This is a genomic window from Psychroflexus sp. ALD_RP9 (assembly GCF_017311165.1).
In the GTDB taxonomy this organism is placed as follows: Bacteria; Bacteroidota; Bacteroidia; order Flavobacteriales; family Flavobacteriaceae; genus Psychroflexus.
Genome location: NZ_CP062973.1, coordinates 1,509,229 through 1,530,658, shown reverse-complemented (window position 1 = coordinate 1,530,658; position 21,430 = coordinate 1,509,229). Strand labels below are relative to the sequence as shown.

The window sequence follows — 21,430 nt, the reverse complement described above, 5'->3', positions numbered from 1 at the left end:
CAAAATATTTACTTGAAAAGATATTAACTAGGTTAAATTATCTGCAGGCGTTAATATCTATTTAAAACAAAAAACCGTCCCAAAATAAAATTTGAGACGATTTAAAAAATATAATTCGTGTTTTACTGAGCTATATTGTCACTAAGATTAACCGTGCCGTAATCGCCAATATTTACCATTGGTAAAGTAGAGCCATATTGTGCATTGATAGCCATAATAGCCTGATTGGCAACATAAGCATAACCACGCGATGTAAGATGAACACCATCTAGCGAAAAAGCACCACCAGTCACAAAATCTGAAGTTAATACACCACCATCAAATCCAATTCCGTTAGATACTTCAACAAGAACTTGATCTACATCTACAAAAGCTAAGTTATTAGCTTCTGCAAGTGCCTCAATTGTTGAGTTATATGCTTGTTGAGCTTCAGAAACCATTTCTTGCTCAGCAACTGTTAATACATATTGATCTCCTAATGGAACTGAAACACCATTAATTAAGGTTGGATTATTATTGACTGTTGTTCCTAAAATTGAAGAAGCTGTTAACGGAATTAAATCATCTTCAGTAGCTTGTCTCACTTGACCTAAAGTAGCAGCAGTTTGTGCATCAAGATTAAATGGTGGTCCTTGGAGTATTGAAGAAATATCAGTTAAATTTTCATCTTGAATCGTCACAAAATTTTGTCCAGCAACAAAATTGACTTGACGCTGCTGTGCTTCCTGAACTGATATTACACCCATTTGAGCTAAACCAGGTAAAATTTGGTTATTATAAGCTACAAATTGCGAGTTTAAAAGGTCTGCTGTTGCCTGATCTAAAGGTATAGCGTTAACAGGAACAGTTGTAAAAAATGGAATGTTGGTTACATCTGGTATATTAAAAACAACACCGCCAGAAGCATTTGCAGATAGCCCATCTATTAATTGACTATAAACTGAAGCAAATACATTTGGATCTGTAATATCATTAGAACCATAAGTTGAAGGATCTAAATTGCCTAACTGATTAACACCAACACCACCTGAAGTCGCAAAACCAAGAATGTCATTATTTCCAATCCATAATGAAAAGAAACTTGGGTTTTGAGCAACTGCATCACCCAAAACTGTGGCATTATCAGATGAAGAAAAGCGTGCAAAATAAGGGTTAGATTCTCCTAAAGGAACACCAGCAGTACTTCCATAACCTTCAGCAACTAAATGATAAGACTTAGCACCAGGCACACCCATATTATTAATTGGGCCAGAAAGTTTATTAGTTACTTCAGTACTTGGTTCACCAGCAATTGGCGCTGGAGCGGGACTGCCTGAAAGTGCAGTTAACACCAAACGATTACCCGAAATAATTTGTCCGTTAAATTTTAGACCACCTAAATTATCAGCCATTAAAGGTTGTATAAACTCACCGCCACCTACAAGCTCAAATTGCTGAGCCAAAATATTAGGAAAAGAATTCTCTTGCCCTTGAACATAAAGAGCATTATCAGCATAACCAGCTGTCAGTGAATTACCAACGCTCACAAAATTTGTAAAATCGGCTTCACCGTTTCTATATACTTCATTATCTGCAATAGAGTTATCAAATTCAGGTTCGCAAGACATCAAAGCTGCACATGCTGAAATACCGATATATTTTATGTAATTTTTCATAGTTGTCTCTTTTTTATAGTTTATATGTTACACCAATACCTGGCAAAAATGCATTCGATTTATAAGTTCCTTCGAATGGCACATTTTGACCGTTTTCTTGATAATAATCGTAAGAGGCATCAACTTCCTTAAACCTTAAGTAAAGAAAAGAAGCATCAATTGCTAATTTATCATTAACTTGATAAGACAGTCCAGCTGTATAACCTTGCGAATCGTTTCTTGGCGTTTCTGGTGCAAAGTAAGTTGGTCTCACTGGTGTTTCATCGTAGTAATAACCAGCTCTTAATGTAAAATCTGAAGAAGCCACATATTCAGCACCAAAACGATAAATTGAAGCATTTTTATAATTTCTAGGATTGAGTGACTCTGAACCGTTTCCGAATTGTAAGTCTAATGCATTGTAAACTTCCCAATAAGTTCGATTATAGTCAAATGCAAATAGCCACTTTTCATTCATTTGCCAAGCAGCACCTAATGTCATTTCTGCAGGCATTGGCAAAGAAGCATTAAATGTCGTTGCCCCATTTTGGGCTGGTACTAATGCTGAGTTTGGCACATTTGCAAATGTTGCATCACCATCTTCTGCATCTAAAATAATTTCAGAACGGTAGTTAAAACCTATTCTTAAATCTTCAACCGGCGTAAGTGTAAAACTTGCACTCCATCCCCAATTTGTTACACCAGAATCTTCAACTGTAACATTTGAGCGATCACCCATTTCATCAGTTAAAGTTCTATTGATATTTCGGTTAAATTCTACATTTCCTGTTACAAAAATTGGTCCACCGCCAACTGTGAAAACATCAGAAAGTTTAATAGATAATAAAGGTTGTACATAAATAGCAGCCAAATCAATATTATTAACTAAGTGAGAACCTGCCCAATCTTTTTCCCATTCAACTGTACTACCGTAAGGTGTGTAAACACTTACACCTGCAGCAAGCCATTCGTTAATCTTGTAAGTCGCATAAAAATAAAACGGCGTTCCCATTGGGTTGTCTGTTTCAGCAAATTGACCAGTCGATTGGTTTTGCCATTGTACATTTGAAAAAACGCCTGTAATACCCGCAGAGACATTTATTTTATCTTCTAATAAAACAATTCCAGAAGGGTTAAAAAAGGCTGTTTCAGCACTATTAACAACTGCCACACCTGCATGACCCATGGCTAGAGCACGTTGTCCTTGAGCAGCGACCCGATAACCGCCAGCGTAAATACTAGCCGAACATAATAGTAAGCCAGTTAAGAGTAAGATTTTTTTCATATTCAAAAAATTTACAGTTTGTTTATATTAATTTGTTATCCAAATTTACCATTAATTCACAATTTCACAACAAAAAATTAAATTTATTATGTTAGCATAATAAGCATTGTTGTATTAAACAACTAATTATCAATAAATTGTTAATTCCTTTGCATCGTTGATATTTAGCGTACAACCGAATTAATTGAATATAATTAAGTAAGTTTAGTAATTAAGGTTTTATTTTCTTAAGATGTCGTAAATATCGTTTAAAACAAATTTCGCTTTGTCAGTTTGGTGTTGTTGAAAATGATTGTAGAAACCAGAAGAAGTCTTATTTTCATTTTATAAAGGATGTTAACTTCAAAAATTTTGATCTATATTAATTATTTAAAAAAGCTTTGGTCACCTCAAAAAAAGCTTCTCTTTGTTCAGCATGCACCCAGTGCCCAGCGTTTTCAATTCCTTTAATCCTAGCTTGCGGAAAATGATTGTGAATTAAATTAGTGTCTTCATCTGTAATATAATCTGAAGTTTTTCCGTTAATGAACAAGGTTTCTCCTTCAAATATTTGTTCAGGCTCTAATGCTTTACCTATTTCGTTGATATTATTTTTGAGAGATTTAAGGTTAATACGTAAACCATAAGTGTTTTTATCTTTACGATATAGATTTTTTAATAAAAACTGACGAATTCCTTTATGATTTATATAGTTTGAAAGTAAATTATCCGCATCACTACGACTTTTAAAATTTGCGTTTTTTATTGCTGTAAGACCTTCTAAAATTTCTTGGTGGTGTGGCGCATAATATTTAGGCGCAATATCAACAACAATAAGCTTATTAACCAAATCTGGATATTCGCAAGCAAAAGCCATGACGGTCTTACCACCCATTGAATGACCAATTAAATTAACGCTTTCAAAATGATTTTCAACAATATATTCGTGCAAATCATTAACCATTAATTCATATGAAAACTCATCTGAATGTGGACTTCGGCCATGATTACGCTGATCGATTAAATGAACTTGAAAACCTAAATCTTCATATTGCTTACCTAAGGTTTTCCAGTTATCGCCCATGCCTAAAAAACCGTGTAATATCAATAAAGGTTTGCCTTGACCAAACACATTTGCGTATAACTTCATATTATTAACTATTTTAATGCTTTTAAATAACGCTTAACAACCGTTTCTAAACCTAAATATAAAGCCTCTGAAATTAAGGCATGACCTATTGAAACTTCATCTAAAAATGGGATACAATTTTTAAAGTAACTAATATTTTCTAATGACAAATCGTGACCTGCATTTATTCCTAAATTTTGTGATTGAGCAAGATTAGCACAATCAACATAAGGCTGTATGGCTTCCGTTTGGTTAACTGGATAATTTTGTGCGAAAGCTTCAGTATACAATTCTATTCTATCAACACCGGTTTGCTTGGCAGCTTTTACCATTTCAGTATTAGGATCAACAAAAATAGAAGTTCTAATGCCTTCTGCTTTAAATATATCGATTATTTTACGAAGGTAATCTTGATTTTTAATGGTATCCCAACCTGCGTTTGAAGTGATGGCATCTACTGCATCTGGCACCAAAGTTACTTGGGTTGGTTTATTATGTAACACCAAATCGATAAATTTTGGGTTAGGATTACCTTCAATATTAAATTCTGTAGATACACTCGGAGCCAAATCGCGCACATCTTGGTAAGTAATATGTCGTTCATCAGGTCTTGGATGTACTGTAATTCCATTAGCACCGAAGCCTTCAATTCGCCTTGCAGCCTCTAAGACGTTGGGCATATTGCCGCCGCGAGCATTCCTTAAAGTTGCTATTTTGTTAATATTAACGCTTAGTTTTGTCATTTTATGGTAATTTGTAACAAAAGCAAAAATACAATCAATTATAGGATATAGACAGACTAAATTATGTATTTTGCAAATAAATGTAAAAGATTATGAATTGGTTTTCAGTTGTTAATCAAAATCCCGGAATCATTGACCTTTCAAACCTACCTAAAAATTTTGAGGTAAAGTTTTCTCATGCTATTATTACAGAAGGAAATTATTTTAAAGGCCTTATGCAGGCTGAAGATTTAAAACTTTCTACACCAAAGCGTTTAGCAAAAGACTTACCGCTTTATGCTGAATATTTTTTTGCTTCTGAATACCACACATTACTAGATGTTTTTAGTTTATTTTTAAAGCATGAATCTAACATTTTACCAGTTGTTGATGATAAAAATTTACTGATTGGTAGTCTTGAATTTGAAGCCATACTTGATTTGTTTAATGAAACAGAGTTTGTAAGCCATGAAACTGATTCTTTATTATTAAAAAAATCGACTGCTGATTTTTCATATGCAGAAATAAGTCAAATTTTAGAAAGTTTAAACGCACAAATATTGGGCATGTTTACTTGCGAAATTAATAATAACACAATTGAGTTTTTAATTAAACTGAAGCACCAAGGCCTCAACGAAATTTTACAAACCTTGAGGCGTTATGATTATGAAATTTTAAGTAAGCATGAAGATGATGCTTATTCAGATAGCTTGAAAGATAGGTCTAACTACTTAACCAAATTTTTAAACATATAAATTAATTTAAGCCCATGAAGGTTGGAATTTTTGGTCAATCGTATTATCCAGAAACTGAGAAATACTTGAATCAATTACTTAGTGTATTAAAGGCTAACCAAACCGAGTTTTATTTTGAAGAGAATTATCTTAAACTGATTACAAATAAAGGCTTTATAAACAAAACTGAGGCTTACAACACATTTACTAGCCTTGATACTACTTACAACTATTTTTTTAGTATTGGCGGAGACGGCACTATTTTAAGTGCCGCTAGTTTTGTAAAAAATTTAGAGATTCCTATTATTGGAATTAACACAGGAAGATTAGGCTTTTTAGCGACCATTCATGATGATGAAATTAAATCGAGCATTCAGGAGATTTTGGACGGAAACTTCAAATTATCTAAACGAAGTTTATTAAACATAGAAACTTCAAATGGAGATCAAAGTTTAAAACCTTTCAATTTCGCCTTAAATGAAGTTGCCATTAGCCGAAAAGATACAACTTCTATGATCACTATTGAAGTTTGGCTAAATGATGAATATTTAAATGCTTATTGGTCAGACGGAATTATCATTTCAACGCCAACCGGCTCAACGGGTTATTCCTTAAGTTGTGGTGGCCCAATTATTTCTCCACAAACCCAGAGTTTTGTTATCACGCCAATAGCTCCACATAATTTAAACGCAAGACCTTTATTAATTCCTGATGATACAGAAATTACACTAAAAGTATCTGGTCGAGAAGATAATTACTTAATTTCTTTAGATTCACGTATAGAAACCTTTAGCAAAGATGTTAGCATCAAACTCAAAAAAGCTAATTTTAAAATTGGTTTGGTTACCCAAAACTCCGATAGTTTTATTGCAACCTTAAGAAAAAAATTACTTTGGGGAGAAGATAATCGAAATTGAAGCAATAAAATCGACTAAAACTTGTTTTAAATTACAAATTTATAAAAAGCTGTACATGGCTGTACAATATTTTTATATTTGCAAACTTTTAAAATTCATACGATTGAGACTTATAGTCATAGCATTTATGTTTTTTTACATCAGCCTTAGTGCTCAAACCTATGAAGCTGGTTTAGTGTTAGGTGGTACTAACTTTGTAGGTGATGTAGGTTCAAGTTCATTTATCAAACCTAAGGATTATGCTTCTTTTGATAAAGTTTCAGCTGGTGTAATTTTTAAGTGGAATCGAAGCACACGTCATGCTTTTAGATTCACTTATATTAAGCACCAAACCTTCGGTAGAGATAAATTATCTGACAATATTGGCCGGCGTAGAAGAGGATTATCATTCGATACTGAAATTGATGAATTTGCATTAGGTCTAGAGTTTAATTTTTGGGAATGGGATTTACATAGCTTGAAAAGACCTCAAATAGTTCCTTACATATCAAGTGGATTAAACTTTTTTATTACAGATCATTTCATACAAAACACGCCAGACAATACTTTAATTAAACAAGATAAAAACTATAACTTCTCCTTACCAATGATTGTTGGTGTTAAAGTTGCTGTAACAAACAAAGTTGTTATAGCAGCTGAATTTGGTGCACGTTACGCATTTAGTGACAACCTTGATGGTAGTAATCCCGATGAATTTAAAAATATAGATGAATCTGTCAATTTTGGCAACCAAAATATGAATGATTGGTATATATTTGGAGGTTTAACATTAACCTATGCATTTGGTCGTAAACCATGCTATTGTAATTTTTAATGGATTATAAAACTCACATAAACCCTGATCAACTCCCAAAACATATCGCCATTATTATGGACGGTAATGGTCGTTGGGCAAAAAAACAAGGCTTACTTAGAGTTGCAGGTCATAAAAAAGGTAGTAAAGCCGTGAGAAAAATTGTTGAAGCATGTGCTGAAATAGGTATCAAACATTTAACCGTTTATGCCTTTTCTACTGAAAACTGGAACAGACCTAAATTAGAAGTTCAAACTTTAATGAAGCTCTTGGTGAGTTCATTAAGAAAAGAAATTAAAACTTTACAAGACAATAACATCTGCCTTAAAGCGATAGGCTGTATAAACAACCTACCAGAAAAAGCACAAACTGAACTAAAAGAAGTTATTGTTAAAACAGCAAATAATACCCACATGACACTTACCTTAGCCTTAAGCTATGGTGCTAGAGAAGAATTGATTCAAGCTGTAAAAACAATTGCTACAAAAGCAAAACACGAACAACTAGAAATAAATCAAATCACCGAAGAAACAGTCAACCAACATTTATACACAGAAAGTTTACCTGACGTAGATTTAATGATTAGAACAAGCGGCGAACAGCGTATTAGTAATTTTTTACTTTGGCAAATGGCTTACGCAGAATTTTATTTTACGCCAATTCTTTGGCCAGATTTTGATAAAAATGATTTATTTGAAGCTATATACACCTATCAAAAAAGAGAAAGACGATTTGGAAAAACAAGTGAACAACTTTAACACCTTAAGCGCAAAGAAGATTGTTTCAGGTCTCATACTAAGCTTTAGTTTCCTGTTTACTCTAAATTCTACTGCACAAGACTTACCCATAACAGATGCCGAAAAATATATTTTAGGCGGTATTGAGGTAACAGGAAGTACAAGCTACAATGAGAGTACAGTTATTGCATTTACTGGCTTAAGCGTTGGCGAAGAGCTGTATATTCCTGGCGAAAGAATAAGTAAAGTCTTAAAAAAACTTTGGGATTTAGGTTTATTTAGCGATATTAATTTCTATCTCACAAAAGTCGAAGATGGTAAAGCTTTCTTAGAACTCGAAATTGTTGAAGTCCCTAAACTTGAAACGGTTAAAATTAGGGGCATTAAGGAACGTAAGCGTAAAGACATCATTAAAGATAATAGCATAAATCCTGGCACAAAACTTACAGACAATTTTATTGTAAATACAAAAAACAATATTGAAAAAAAATATCGTGAAAAAGGCTATTTAAACGCTAAAGCTACAATTACTACTTCTGCTATTGAAGACACCTTAAGCCAAGAAAGCAAATTAAACATGCTAATTAATATTAATAAAGGTGAAAAAGTAAAAGTAAGTAGCATCAACTTTATCGGGAATGAAAAAGTTTCAGACCGAAAGCTTAGAAAAATATCTAAGGTTAAACAAAAAAATTTCTTACGTATTTGGAAACGCTCAAAGTTTTTAGAAGAAGAATACAAAACCAGTAAGGAAGAAATTATTAAGCATTATAAAGAAAAAGGGTTTCGAGATGCACGCATAATTTCAGACTCTGTCTACAAAACAAGCAATAATACCATTGCTGTTGATATAAAATTAAAAGAAGGTGATCGATACTATTTTGGTGACATCAATTTTCTTGGCAATAGTGTTTATACAAGTAAACAACTTAAACAACTGTTAGCTATTAAAAAGGGTGATCCTTACAATGGTACGATTTTACAACAAAAAATTGCTAATACTGAAAAACCAGACGCTGAAGACATTACTAACTTATACCAAAACAATGGTTATTTGTTTTCTACTATAACACCAGTAGAAACAAGAATTTATAATGATACCATCGATTTTGAAATTAGAATAAATGAAGGCAAACTGGCCTATTTTAATAACATCTATGTTAAAGGTAACGACAAAACTAATGACAATGTTATTTATAGAAATCTACGTACACGTCCTGGTCAAGTTTACAGCAAACAAGATGTGGTTAATACGGTTCGTGAACTAGGTCAGCTTGGTTTTTTTAATCCTGAAAACCTTCAACCTGAATTTAAAAACGTGAACCCACAATCGGGAACACTAGACCTTGAATATGTTGTAGAAGAACAAGGCAGTAGCCAGATTGAGTTACAAGGTGGATACGGCGGCGGCGGCTTTATTGGTACATTAGGATTACGATTTAATAACTTTTCTTTAAGAAATATTTTCAATAAAGAAGCTTACGACCCAATACCAATGGGAGATGGCCAATCGCTATCATTAAGAGCTCAAGCAAGTATTTCATTTCAAAATTACAGCCTTTCATTTGTAGAACCTTGGTTAGGTGGTAAACGTCCTGTTCAACTTTCAGTTTCTCTATCACACACCATTCAATTTCTATTTAACCCTATTACAAGAAGGGCTGATAATGATCAAAGCTTCTCAATTACTGGTATTAACGTAGGCTTTGCAAAACGTTTACGTGAACCTGATCAATATTTTACGGTGTCAGCTGCTGCGGGATTCCAGCACTTTAATTTGAACAATTATAATATTGGCCTATTTAATTTCCCTAATGGAACTTCAGAAAACTTGACATTTACTCTTGGCCTAAGTCGAGATAATACATTTGTAAATCCAATTTTTCCACTTGGTGGCTCTAAATTTAATCTAACATTTAAGTTTACACCTCCATACTCTGCGTTTAATAATGTAGATTATGAACAATTAAAAGAAGATCGAGAAATCGCATTAGCTGAAAATGATTCAGACGCACTTGCTGAAATTGATCAGCAACGCTTCAACTGGCTTGAATTTTACAAAGTTAACTTTTCTGCAGATTGGTATAACAGACTTGTAGATAAGCTTGTTTTAAGGACTAAATTTGAATTTGGTTTCTTGGGCGCTTATAACAATGATCGTGGAATCCCACCATTTGAGCGCTTCTTTTTAGGTGGTGATGGTCTTGCAGGATTTGCACTTGATGGTCGTGAAATCGTAGCCTTAAGAGGTTACCCAAACCAGTCTATCATACCTCAATCTCGAACAAACACTAGTGAAGAATCATTTAATGACGGTGCAACAATATATAACAAGTATACGCTTGAATTAAGGTACCCAATAACACTTAAACCTTCGGCATCAATTTATGCACTAACATTTTTAGAAGGTGGTGCAACTTACGATAAATTTGAGAATTTTTCACCATTCGAACTTACACGCTCGGCTGGTGCAGGATTGAGAATCTTTATGCCAGCATTTGGACTGCTAGGTATTGACTTTGGTTATGGGTTTGACCCTATTCCTGGCACTAATAGTGGTGCCAATGGATGGGAAACTCACTTTATTATAGGACAGCAATTTTAATTTGGCATGATTTTTACTAATAGATATTTATATTTGACTATTGTACTTGTGCTGATGGGTCTAAATTTAAAAGCCCAGCGCGCAAATAAAATTGGTTACGTAGATATGGATTATATTCTAGAACAAGTTCCTGAATATAGACAATCACAAAACCGTTTAAATCAAAGAGTGCAACAATGGAAAACTGAAATTGAACAGAAACGCCAGCAAATTGAAGACTTAAAGGATCAATTAAAAGCCGAGAAACCACTTTTAACTGATGAATTAATAGAAGAAAAAGAAGATGAAATTAAATTCCTTGAAGAAGAACTATTAGCTTATAAAAATAGCAAATTTGGAGTTGAAGGCGATTATATTACACAAAAGCGCCAATTAATACAACCCATACAAGATCAAGTATTTAATGCAATTCAAGACATTGGTTTAAATAGGAGTTATGATTTTATCTTTGAAAATTCAGCTGACGCATTAATGTTATTTTCAGCGAAACGTCATGATCTAAGTGATATTGTTTTAAGAATGATTCAAATTGAGGCGCGAGGAAACCAAAATACTGAAGAAGTATTAAAAGACATGAAACCTTATAAATCAGTCAAGAAAGCTGAAAATGATCAAAAAGAGGCTGCTGATCGAAAAGCAAAGATTGAAGAGCGAAAGTCTGAACGTGAGCGTTTGATGGAAGAAAGACAACGAAAATTTGACTCAATAAAAGAAGCACGAGAGAAAAAGTTTGAAGAAAGACGACAAAAGATACTAAAAAGACGTGCTGAACAAAAACGAAAAAGAGATTCTATAAACAAAGCAAGAGAAAACAATAACTAAATAAACTAAATTTTAAACAAATGAACACAATTAAAACATTATTCATCGGCTTAACCTTAATCTTAGGATTAATAGCAACAAACGCAAATGCGCAGTCTAAAACAGCTCATATTAACGTTCAAGAATTGCTAGATAACATGCCTAGTTATAAAGAAGCTCAAATGCAAATTCAAAAGCTTGAGCAGGGCTACCGAAGTGATATTGATGCTTCTTTAAAAGAAGCACAGAAAAAAAACCAACAATATCAAGCAGAAGCTGAAACTGTAACTCGTGAAGAAAACGAAAAAAGAGCTATGGAACTTCAAGAAATGGAACAATCTATTCGCGAGTATCAACAAACAGCTAGCCAAGAAATTCAGAAAAAGCAAGAAGAATTATTTAGACCTATTTTAGAAAAAGCAAGAAACACCATTCAAAAAGTAGCCCGCGCAAAAGGCTTTGATTACGTTTTAAATTCTTCAACTGGATCTGGTGTTTTAATGGCTGATGGCTATGATTTATTAGATGATGTAATTGCTGAAATTAAAGCAACAAAATAACATATATCACATCCTAATACTTTAAAAAAGGCTGTTATCTACAGCCTTTTTTTTATGTTTACATTTCAATATTTAAAAGTGAACAAGTTTTCTAAACAACCTATTGGTGTATTTGATTCAGGTGTAGGCGGCACATCCATTTTAAAAGAATTAGTTAAAATGCTACCGCAAGAAGACTTTATTTATTTATCAGACAGCATTAACGCGCCATACGGAGAAAAAACTAAAGCTGAAATTATAAAGCTTAGCCATAAAAACACTCAACTGCTTATCGAAAAGTTTAATGCTAAGCTAGTTGTTGTAGCTTGCAATACAGCTACAACGAATGCTATTGAAGATTTAAGAAAGTCTTATGCGGTGCCATTTATAGGAATTGAACCAGCCATTAAACCTGCAGCACTTCAATCTAGAACTAAGTATATTGGAGTTTTAGCAACTAAAGGAACATTATCGAGTGAATTGTTTGAAAAAACGTCTAAAACCTTAAAAAATGAAATCAATTTAATTGAAGTAGAAGGCAAACATATTGTAGAAGCTGTTGAAAATGGAGAAACTTCATCTGAAAGTTTCAAAACCAGACTAAAAAGACAAGTTAAACTATTTAAAAATTCGCAAATAGATTATCTTGTACTTGGCTGCACTCATTATCCATACATCAAACCAATTTTAGAAAATCTACTCCCTAAAGTTAAAATTATTGATTCTGGGTTTGCAGTTGCGAAACAAACCAAAAAGATACTAGAGAGTTCAGGCTTAGTTAGTTTTAATTCAATTCAACAAAACATAGACATTTATACGAATAAACCTAACCAAAACGTCATAAAAAACCTCTTCAAAAATGAAGAGGTGCGAGTAAATATTAATTTTTTTGAATTTTAGTAATTAACGGCAGGACACTTACACTTATAACGTCTTCTGTTTTCTCCAAAGTTATACCCTAAAGTAATTTGATGAAATCCTGAATTAGACAAAACAATAGAGTTAGTTTGATAGGTGTACATATAAGCAAAAACAAACTTACCATAATTAACCCCAAGGAATGGTGATAAGTTTTGAAGATTCTCAGCTGTTTCTATTTCCCCAGTAGCAGAAGAAAATTCAGCAGCATCTAAACTTCTTCTGTAAGACAAACCGCCCCAAAGATTACCAAATGATGTTAAGTAATAAGCTTTTGCATTAATATCTAAATTAGATTCTCCTGTAGCTTCTTTATTTTGGTACATCACAGATGGTTCAAACACCCAATTAGATAATTCTGGCTCATAAGTATAACCTAGAGAAACTAAGTACTGGCGTTGATTATCAGTTTCAAATAGTTCTGTGAAAATTTGTCGTTTTTGAGGAATTATATTTTTAACTGTTGCATGAACAAAATAATTCAAATAAAAGTAAGACAAACCAAAATCCATATTAAAATAATTATCGGTCTGCTCTACTCCAGAAATAATAGGATCAGGATTATCAATAATATTAATATCGGTTTCATCTAGCTTTTCTTGACTTATGCCAACATTCATTCCGAATGAAAGTTGATTAATATCTGCCGTACTTCTTGAAAAAAGCAAATGGTAGGCAAATGTCAAGTAACCACCTTGTTGAGAAAAGCGCCCATTAGAATCATTATATAAAATCGCTCCTAAGCCAACATTTTCGCCGAAACGTGCATTTATACTAGCTGTTTGTAAACTTGGGGCATCTTCTACATCAAACCATTGTTGGCGAGCAGTAATTCTTGCTTTATTGTATGCTGATGTACCAGCCATAGATGGATGAATCAAGTAATAATTATCCATTAAATAATCTTTATAAACTGGTATTCCTCTTTCTTGTGCTGTAACAGCAAAAGCAGAAAAAACTGCAAATAAAACAAATGTTAATCTAGTTATTGTCATTTTATCGTTTTAAAGTAAAGTGTGATTTAAATATTGTTTTTTCTCCTGTGCGCGGTTCTATATAATCTATCGTGAACCAATAATCGTCTGATGGTAAAACTTCGCCTTGATAAGTACCATCCCAACCGGCTTGATCTGGTGTTAATTTATACAAGTGCTTGCCATAACGATCAAATATATTAACCTCGCTAACATCTAAATTTGTCATTGTTGTGTTGTTCAACTGCCAATTATCATTATATCCGTCTGCATTGGGTGTGAAAAACTCTGGATAATCTATTAGTGTGATTTCTTTGGAGACTTCTCCACAACCATTTTTATCTCGGGCCGTAATTACATGCATGCCGCCTGGAACATCACTAAATATAAGCTCTGTTTGTCCTTCTTCTAAGTCAACCCATTCTCCATAATCTAACCTAAATTCGTAATCTCCTAATCCAACTTCCGTAATTGTTACACCTATTCCGTGTTCATTGTTTTGAAAACTATCAGTTAAAATCGCTAATTCAAAATCTATTTGACCACTTTCTATAATTTCTGCTGATGACGTATTTACACAGCTGGTAATTTGTTGCGCTAAAGCATTCGTTACCTCTACTGTATATACGCCTGCTTCTGTTGCCGTAATACTTGGCGATGTCTCCCCTACAATTTCTACACCATCTAACAACCATACAAAATCGTAATTTGTTGCTGACAATCCAGTCTCTATAATTGGTGGTGAAGTGGCTGTGTTTACCAAGTCACCATTCTCATCTATACAAACACTTTGACCTTCATAGCCTGAAATATCAACCAGTGGTATTACATTTTCTATATTAAATGATGTTACTTCTGAACGACATCCTGATACCGAATTAAGTACAGCTGCATAAATCTCTGTTTGGTTTTCTGCTAAGTTGAAGCTTTCTGGAGTTGCTATTGCATTATCGTTTTCATAAGCTGTTTGAGATACATAATATTCAACAATATCACCTGTAGCTAAGCTATTAATTTCTGAGTCTTTTATTGTTAAATCTATCGTGTTATCTCCGCCATCTTCATAATTTATACAAACCTCTAAAACACTTGCTGGTGTTACTTCTGGCTGTGGTGTAATGCTTAAATTAAATGTTTCAGTAGCTGTACAGCTTTGGTCGTTTTGGTTGGTTACTTCTACTGTTATCGTTGCTGAACTAGAAACTTCATAAGCTTCAGGGTTGCTTATCTCATTATTAGAAGCATCTAAATAACGTACTGCATGTGTCGTTTCATCTTGATCTTCACCGAATGCTAATCCTGTATTTTGGATTAAATCAAATTCAGCTACGCCAGTAACTGGGTCTATACAACTTTCTAAATCTTGAACTGATGAAACTTCGACATTGTTTAAGTCGATTTCAAAACTTCCAGCACTATAACATTCAGTAAAATCAGAATTTTCAATTCTTATGTAAATGGTTTGTGACTCGTTAATGGGAGCATAATTGCTAATATCTTCACCTTGACTAGTTAAAGAGTTTGTACCTGAATTAGCTTCAGCCTCTGTCAAGTAATAACTCACATTATAATTCCCTGTTTGATTGCCGATTGCTAAAGTCGTATTTTGAGTTAAATCAAAAGTTTGAGTTAAAGTAAAATCGCCACAAGCTTCGAAGTTTTGCAATTGTTCTATAAGAGGTGTTTCAAAGGCTTCAATAATAAAATTTGAGACTTCAAAACAGTTAGGATTTTCATTATTAGTTACTGTTACGTAAATCACTTGCTGTCCTAAAGAATTTAAGATATACTCAGATGGGTTTTCAATGATATTATCAAGATTATTTTGAAGTGCATCTTGTTCATTTTCAAAATAATTTACTGTAAAATCTAAAGAATCTTGACCGTCTAATGCCACATCTGTCTTAGGTGTAAGATCAAAAACAGTTTGTTGTGTATCAACATTCTGGCACTCTGAAATACTTTCTGTTAATGTTAAATCACCGATTCTGACATTATCAATTATTAAAATAAAACTTCCTATAGCAAAACAACCCGTAGTACTTGGGTTATCGGCACGAACAAAAATTTCTGTACCTGATGAAGCTAGATAATTCTCAACTTCTGACAGAGGGATTTCATTAACTGAATTATTAGCATGATCTTCGGTTAAATAATAAGTAAAATCAAAATTATTAGGATCTTGACCATTTAAAGCCTCAGATTCAACTTGAGTTAAATCAAAATTTACTTCATTAGACGAATAATCACTACACTGTCTTAATGTAGATAAATCTTGAGAAATTTCAACATCTTGATAGGTGATTTGAAATTCAGTAACTTCAAAACAGCCGGTTAATTGATTATTCGCAAAACCTTCAATTCTTACAAAAATTGTTTCTGTAGTTCCTTGAAACGAATAAGTTGTTGGGTTAACTATTCTATTAACATCATTTTCGGCATCTTCAGAATTTCTAAAATAGGAGATTTGAAAATCGTTTAAATCTTGAGTATCATCAATTAAATTATCATCATTTAAACGAAGATTAAATGTACTTCCTTCACAAGCAAATAAAGGGTCTGGCAGAAGACTTTCAGTGATAGGCGTTGGCAGAAACTCTACAATAATAGTATCTTCAGTCGTGCAACCTGTAGAATAAGTGTAAACCACTGTATAAATTCCTTCATCATCTACGTCAAGAGTGATGTCTGTTTCTCCAGGTATTAAAACGCCATCTTTAAACCATTCTACAGTCGCGCCTTGAAAAAGTTCTAAACCTGTATTTAATGTGATTTCTTGACCTACACAGAGTGTATTTTCATTTTCTACTAAAATATCATTACCTAAATCGACGGTCCCAAAATCAAAAGAACCAGCTGATAGAAAAATAGCAGAATCAAAGGCACTATCACCACGATCGGCAATTATCATTTTAATATTATAAACCTCACCTGGATTAATGTTGGTAGAGGCTGTTAAAACAGCGGTACGCCCTTGATATTCGATGGGCGCAACTGGAGCAACAGCACCATAATATTCTTCTCCAAAAAAATCAGCATTAACAGGACTGCAACCTGTTTGTGTACCTGGTGACACCGTAGTTACAGAAATTGGGTCTGTGGTACCTGGTACCAAGGCTAAATTTTCTTGGTTTCCATTTTGGTCGGTTAATATAAACACAAAAGCATCAGCAAAAGTATCATTACACTGATAGTTTTCATATTCTTCAGAGGCAAAAATAAAGTCAAAACTCAAAGTTTCAGATACCGCTTCAAAATCGAAAGTAAGTACAGATTCGTCATTTGACGAACCAGAAATAGAAGGTATAAAGGCACTTAACTCTGGCTCTGAATTAACTGTATTATTCCAACCACCGTCACTTTGTATGCCCTGATTGGGACCTTCAACATTATTAATATTACCATTATTAAACACAATTCCACTTTCTATCGGGAATTCTGAATTATTGTTATCAAAATAACCAATACTAGGCGCATTTGGATTTCCTGTAAAATTTATGTTAGACACATTAGCACAATCGTTATCGACTAGTACGTCAATTACTAAATCATCAACGTTGTTAATAGTTATGGTTTCAGGATTTCCGTCTTCATCTTCGCGGTTAATATTGTAAGGTGTATTAGCTTCAACCTCAATAAATCTAACAATTGGTGTAATTTCTATGGCGAAAGAAGCGCTACAACCATATTGGTCTGTGACTGTTAAAGTAACTTGATTAGCTGTACTGTTTTGAAACGCATGTTGTACAGATTGCCCTGTATCTGAGTTACCATCACCAAAACTCCAAAAATATTCTAAATCTGAATAAACACCTGAAGATGGTATTACATCAGCTGAAAAAGTAACAACTTGACCATAACCAACTTCATTAATCGGTATATCGGTTTCTATACCTGTACCTGTAGTGGAATAAGTTTGGCATGGTTCGCGAACACTAATAGCCGCATTCCAACCTGTAAAAGCATTATTAGGAACACCACCTGAAAACCTAAAGGTCAGACATCCTGAATTATTGCTATCTGAAGCTGTGATTAATTGACCTGTCTCTGGCCCATCATTACCGTCTATTGCTCCAGAAAAAGTAAACAATAAATTAGCAGACGTATCTGCTCCATCATAAATTTCTAATTCACCAGGACCTGTCAAAAATTCTACAAATTCAACTACGAGTAAAAGATCAGTAGTCTGAGGACAAATCGTGTATACAAATTCCCCAGAGCTTGTAGGGTTATTTGGGCCATCTGGATCATAAAAATTTCCGGTATCTGTATTTACTGTTTGCCCATCTGTCATGTTAAAGTTTTGACTGAACGAGAAATTTACAGATATTATCGAAAATAATAGTAAAGTGTAAAAACGTTTCATTATGTTAAAATTACACTGTAAAGACCTTATTTTTTAGTAATTTTGCATTAAAAGCACCAATTAATATGCAATCTTTTACAGTTGAGGTCAAACCTACAAATAAACCATCAATTATCAAATTAGAAGTTAACGATTTTTTAACCAAATCAAAAAGTTATGAGTTCAATAATATTGAAGATGCTCAAAATTCTCCTTTAGCTTCTAAACTTTTTCATTTGCCTTTTGTTAAAACCGTTTTTATAAGTCAGAACTTTGTAGCAATCGAAAAATATAATATCGTTGAGTGGAGTGATGTGCAAGATGACGTTGCCAAACAAGTTGAAGATGACTTAAATGAAGGTGTTCAAGTTATTAAAAAAGAAGCTGAAGAGGCTAAAAAAAAGGTTCCCGTAACAGTTTACGCTGAAAGTACACCAAACCCATCTGTAATGAAGTTTGTTGCCAATAAAAAATTAGTTTTAGCTTCAGCTGAATTTAAAAGTATTGATGAAACAACTCATGCACCAATGATTGAAAAGTTGTTTCACTTCCCATTCGTTAAAGAAGTTTTTATTGATGAAAATTATATCTCAATCAATAAGTACGATATGGCTGAATGGGATGAAATTACACTTGAGCTTCGTGAATTTATTAGAACCTACATTGAAAATGGTGGTACAATTGTTAAGACTGGCACGGTTAATAAAAATAAAGATTCTTCAACTCAAGGGATTTCTCAACAAAATGAAGTTAACCGTGAACAATTAGACGATACATCAAACGAAATTATTAATATTCTTGAAGAATATATTAAACCAGCTGTTGCGAGTGATGGTGGAAATATCGCTTTTAAGTCATACAATCCAGAAAGCAAACAAGTTGAAGTAATACTTCAAGGCGCCTGCAGCGGTTGCCCTTCTTCGACAATGACATTAAAAAACGGTATTGAAACGATGCTTAAAGAGATGCTTAATAACAAAGTAGAAAATGTTGTAGCCATTAATGGTTAAAATTCTTTTTTAGCCTCATTATAATATTCTTGAAATAAATGCATCATTTGTAAAGTTGAGTTAACCAAGTCTTTTAATTCTAATAATAGTCCAAAATATAATTTTGTATTTTTTGGACTATTATCATCAACTTTTAGTCGCTCTATTTGCTTTTGAATTAAACCCGATATTTTTTCGCCTAAAGACTCATATTTAGCTACCAATAACTTAATTTCTGTAAAGTCCTGATTTTCAAAAACAAAAATCATTTTTTTGTTAACTTCATTGAGTTCTGCATCAATGCGTTTTAAATCACGGATTTGATTGAATTTTAAGTTCTTGTGGTTATTATTAACATGTTTATGACTACTTCTGGTAATGTAAGCCATCGATTGTACAATTTCTTGTAAGTAGTCTAAAGTTAAAATATAAAACTTACTAGCTTCAACTGTGTTTTCTTCAAGTGATTTTATATAATAAAACACATTATCTTTAAGTTCATCTATTTCATTTTCTTGCTGCTCAAGCTGGGACAAACTTTTTTTAAATCTACTTGAATCGTGATAACCTAAATTATTAATTACATCTCGAAGCAATCTATTGTTACCTTTAATAACACTAGTCATGTTTTTAGAAGATTCTATTGTAATTTCATTAATAGTGATAATATCAGTTCTATTAAATCGCTTTTGTTGCTGTTCTATTTTTGTTTTTTTGGAGTGTTTAATTGCATTACGCACAACCGATAAACCTGCTAAAATTACTAAAACTACAATAGCATAATTACCGCCATACCAAATTACCAAAGCAACAACTGCAGATGCTGAAAAAGCCAACAAGGCAGTTCCAAACCAACTTGCTATAACATTAAAAACACCCGCAACACGATAAACTGCCGAGTCACGATCCCATGCACGATCACCAAATGAAGTTCCCATAGCAACCATGAATGTGACGTAAGTTGTTGATAATGGCAATGTAAAATTTGTACCAATAGAAATTAAAATACTAGCCAAGACTAGGTTTATTGAAGCTCTTAGTAAATCAAATGCTGGTTTAGTTGGTGAAGTTGTATAATTTAATGCTTGTTCTGGCTTATCAAACCGACTGCTTATTTTATGTTGGAGCTTTTCTTCAAGTAGTTGGGAAAATGTTTGGCCTATAAACATTGCATAACGTACAATTGTTCGTGATAAGTTATTAGCTTTAAAGCGCTCATCACCTTCGCCTTGTCGACCTAGATTTACACCTGTTTGAACAACATATTGTGCTTTGCTAGAAAACCATAAGGTTAAAACCATCACAAACCCAGCTATCACTAAAATATATTCTGGTGTTTGGACTTCTCCATCTAAACCACTCATTAAAAATTGCGATGGTAAAACACCATTTGCTAAAAACGCATCTTGCCATAGCATAAACGACTGATAAGAAGCAATACTAACTCCTATAAAATTTACTAAATCATTACCCGCAAAAGCTAATGCCAGAGCAAATGTCCCGACTATAACAATTAATTTTAAAATATTAACTTTAAAAACAGAAATTAGTAGTTGTGATAATACAATCCAAATCAAGAGACTTATGCCAACCACAAACAACTTATTGTTTTGTACTAATACTGCAAAATTTGGATCGATAAAATCTATAGTATTTACACCCTTAATTAATATAAAGTAGGTTATAGCTGAAAGCGAAACACCACCAAATAATGCACCTATAAATTTTAACTTTTTTTGATAGTTAAACGAGAAAATTAAACGAGAAATAAACTGAACAATTGCTCCAACAAAAAAGGCTATAAAAATCGATAGAATAATACCTAAGCTAATTTCAGTTGCCTTTGTTAAGTTTATAAACTCACCTAAATTTCGACTCAATTCTGGGTCATAATACATTTTTAAAAGGCTAACACTAACAGCAGCGCCTAGCAATTCAAACACAATAGAAACAGTTGTTGACGTAGGTATTCCTATGGTGTTAAAAAAGTCTAAGATTAAAATATCGGTTATTAAAACGGCTAAAAAAATGATGATAATTTCATTAAAATAGAACACATTTGGATTAAAAATTCCATTACGCGCTACTTCCATTAATCCGCTAGAAAACACAGCTCCTACCAATACACCAAGTCCTGCAACTATTAATATGGTTTTCATTGGGATTGCTTTCGAACCTATAGCTGAATTTAAGAAGTTTACTGCATCATTACTCACACCAACAATCAAGTCAGCAACTGCAAGTAAAAACAGTAAAACTACTAATATGATATACAGATTCTCCATACAAAAAATGAACCTGCAAAAATGCACCAAACCAACGATTTGGT

The 21,430-nt window shown here is 33.2% G+C and carries 16 protein-coding genes; 9 read left to right on the top strand and 7 right to left on the bottom strand.

From position 1 onward, the window contains the following. Positions 1 to 122: 122 nt before the first annotated feature. From IMZ30_RS07140 to IMZ30_RS07125, 4 genes are all read right to left on the bottom strand, one after another. A complete protein-coding gene (locus tag IMZ30_RS07140) occupies positions 123 to 1,655 on the bottom strand; it encodes an SGNH/GDSL hydrolase family protein (protein WP_207037642.1) in 1,533 nt (510 codons plus the stop codon). A gap of 13 nt (positions 1,656 to 1,668) precedes the next feature. Continuing rightward, positions 1,669 to 2,919 carry an OmpP1/FadL family transporter gene (locus tag IMZ30_RS07135; RefSeq protein ID WP_207037641.1) on the bottom strand — a complete coding sequence of 417 codons (1,251 nt, stop codon included), beginning with the start codon at positions 2,917 to 2,919 and terminating at the stop codon, positions 1,669 to 1,671. Positions 2,920 to 3,280: 361 nt separating this feature from the next. After that, positions 3,281 to 4,048, bottom strand: coding sequence for an alpha/beta fold hydrolase (locus IMZ30_RS07130; protein WP_207037640.1), 768 nt, complete (start codon positions 4,046 to 4,048; stop codon positions 3,281 to 3,283). Positions 4,049 to 4,056: 8 nt separating this feature from the next. Further along, positions 4,057 to 4,770: a pyridoxine 5'-phosphate synthase gene (locus IMZ30_RS07125; protein ID WP_207037639.1), complete on the bottom strand. Its 714-nt coding sequence runs from the start codon at positions 4,768 to 4,770 to the stop codon at positions 4,057 to 4,059. 92 nt (positions 4,771 to 4,862) lie between these two features. Between IMZ30_RS07125 and IMZ30_RS07120 the strand changes: the two genes are divergently transcribed. The 8 genes from IMZ30_RS07120 to murI all read left to right on the top strand — a co-directional run bounded on the left by IMZ30_RS07120 (position 4,863) and on the right by murI (position 12,775). Continuing rightward, a complete protein-coding gene (locus IMZ30_RS07120) occupies positions 4,863 to 5,504 on the top strand; it encodes an acetoin utilization protein acuB (protein ID WP_207037638.1) in 642 nt (213 codons plus the stop codon). A 14-nt stretch (positions 5,505 to 5,518) separates the two neighbouring features. Then, a complete protein-coding gene (locus IMZ30_RS07115; protein WP_207037637.1) occupies positions 5,519 to 6,400 on the top strand; it encodes an NAD kinase in 882 nt (293 codons plus the stop codon). Between the two features lie 103 nt (positions 6,401 to 6,503). Beyond that, positions 6,504 to 7,214: a DUF6089 family protein gene (locus IMZ30_RS07110; RefSeq protein WP_242529644.1), complete on the top strand. Its 711-nt coding sequence runs from the start codon at positions 6,504 to 6,506 to the stop codon at positions 7,212 to 7,214. After that, entirely contained in the window at positions 7,214 to 7,951 is a 738-nt protein-coding gene (locus IMZ30_RS07105) for an isoprenyl transferase (protein ID WP_207037636.1), read from the top strand. The genes IMZ30_RS07110 and IMZ30_RS07105 overlap by 1 nt, the downstream gene beginning before the upstream one ends. Further along, positions 7,887 to 10,535, top strand: a complete 2,649-nt coding sequence (locus IMZ30_RS07100) for an outer membrane protein assembly factor (RefSeq protein WP_242529643.1) — start codon at positions 7,887 to 7,889, stop codon at positions 10,533 to 10,535. The genes IMZ30_RS07105 and IMZ30_RS07100 overlap by 65 nt, the downstream gene beginning before the upstream one ends. A 6-nt stretch (positions 10,536 to 10,541) precedes the next feature. Next, positions 10,542 to 11,357 carry an OmpH family outer membrane protein gene (locus tag IMZ30_RS07095; protein WP_207037634.1) on the top strand — a complete coding sequence of 272 codons (816 nt, stop codon included), beginning with the start codon at positions 10,542 to 10,544 and terminating at the stop codon, positions 11,355 to 11,357. A 20-nt stretch (positions 11,358 to 11,377) separates the two neighbouring features. Next, positions 11,378 to 11,896 carry an OmpH family outer membrane protein gene (locus IMZ30_RS07090; protein WP_207037633.1) on the top strand — a complete coding sequence of 173 codons (519 nt, stop codon included), beginning with the start codon at positions 11,378 to 11,380 and terminating at the stop codon, positions 11,894 to 11,896. A 54-nt stretch (positions 11,897 to 11,950) separates the two neighbouring features. Beyond that, positions 11,951 to 12,775 carry a glutamate racemase gene (gene murI, locus IMZ30_RS07085; protein WP_207037632.1) on the top strand — a complete coding sequence of 275 codons (825 nt, stop codon included), beginning with the start codon at positions 11,951 to 11,953 and terminating at the stop codon, positions 12,773 to 12,775. Here the strand turns inward: murI and IMZ30_RS07080 are convergent. After that, positions 12,772 to 13,788, bottom strand: coding sequence for a type IX secretion system membrane protein PorP/SprF (locus IMZ30_RS07080; protein WP_207037631.1), 1,017 nt, complete (start codon positions 13,786 to 13,788; stop codon positions 12,772 to 12,774). The genes murI and IMZ30_RS07080 overlap by 4 nt on opposite strands. A 1-nt stretch (position 13,789) precedes the next feature. After that, positions 13,790 to 18,061 (bottom strand): choice-of-anchor L domain-containing protein, encoded by a 4,272-nt coding sequence (locus IMZ30_RS07075; protein WP_207037630.1) that lies wholly within the window; start codon positions 18,059 to 18,061, stop codon positions 13,790 to 13,792. 137 nt (positions 18,062 to 18,198) lie between these two features. On the opposite strand from IMZ30_RS07075, the gene IMZ30_RS07070 reads away from it, so the two are divergent. Then, positions 18,199 to 19,122, top strand: coding sequence for a NifU family protein (locus tag IMZ30_RS07070; protein ID WP_207037629.1), 924 nt, complete (start codon positions 18,199 to 18,201; stop codon positions 19,120 to 19,122). Here IMZ30_RS07070 and IMZ30_RS07065 read toward each other — a convergent pair. Beyond that, positions 19,119 to 21,386, bottom strand: coding sequence for an inorganic phosphate transporter (locus tag IMZ30_RS07065; RefSeq protein WP_207037628.1), 2,268 nt, complete (start codon positions 21,384 to 21,386; stop codon positions 19,119 to 19,121). The genes IMZ30_RS07070 and IMZ30_RS07065 overlap by 4 nt on opposite strands. Positions 21,387 to 21,430: the final 44 nt, after the last annotated feature.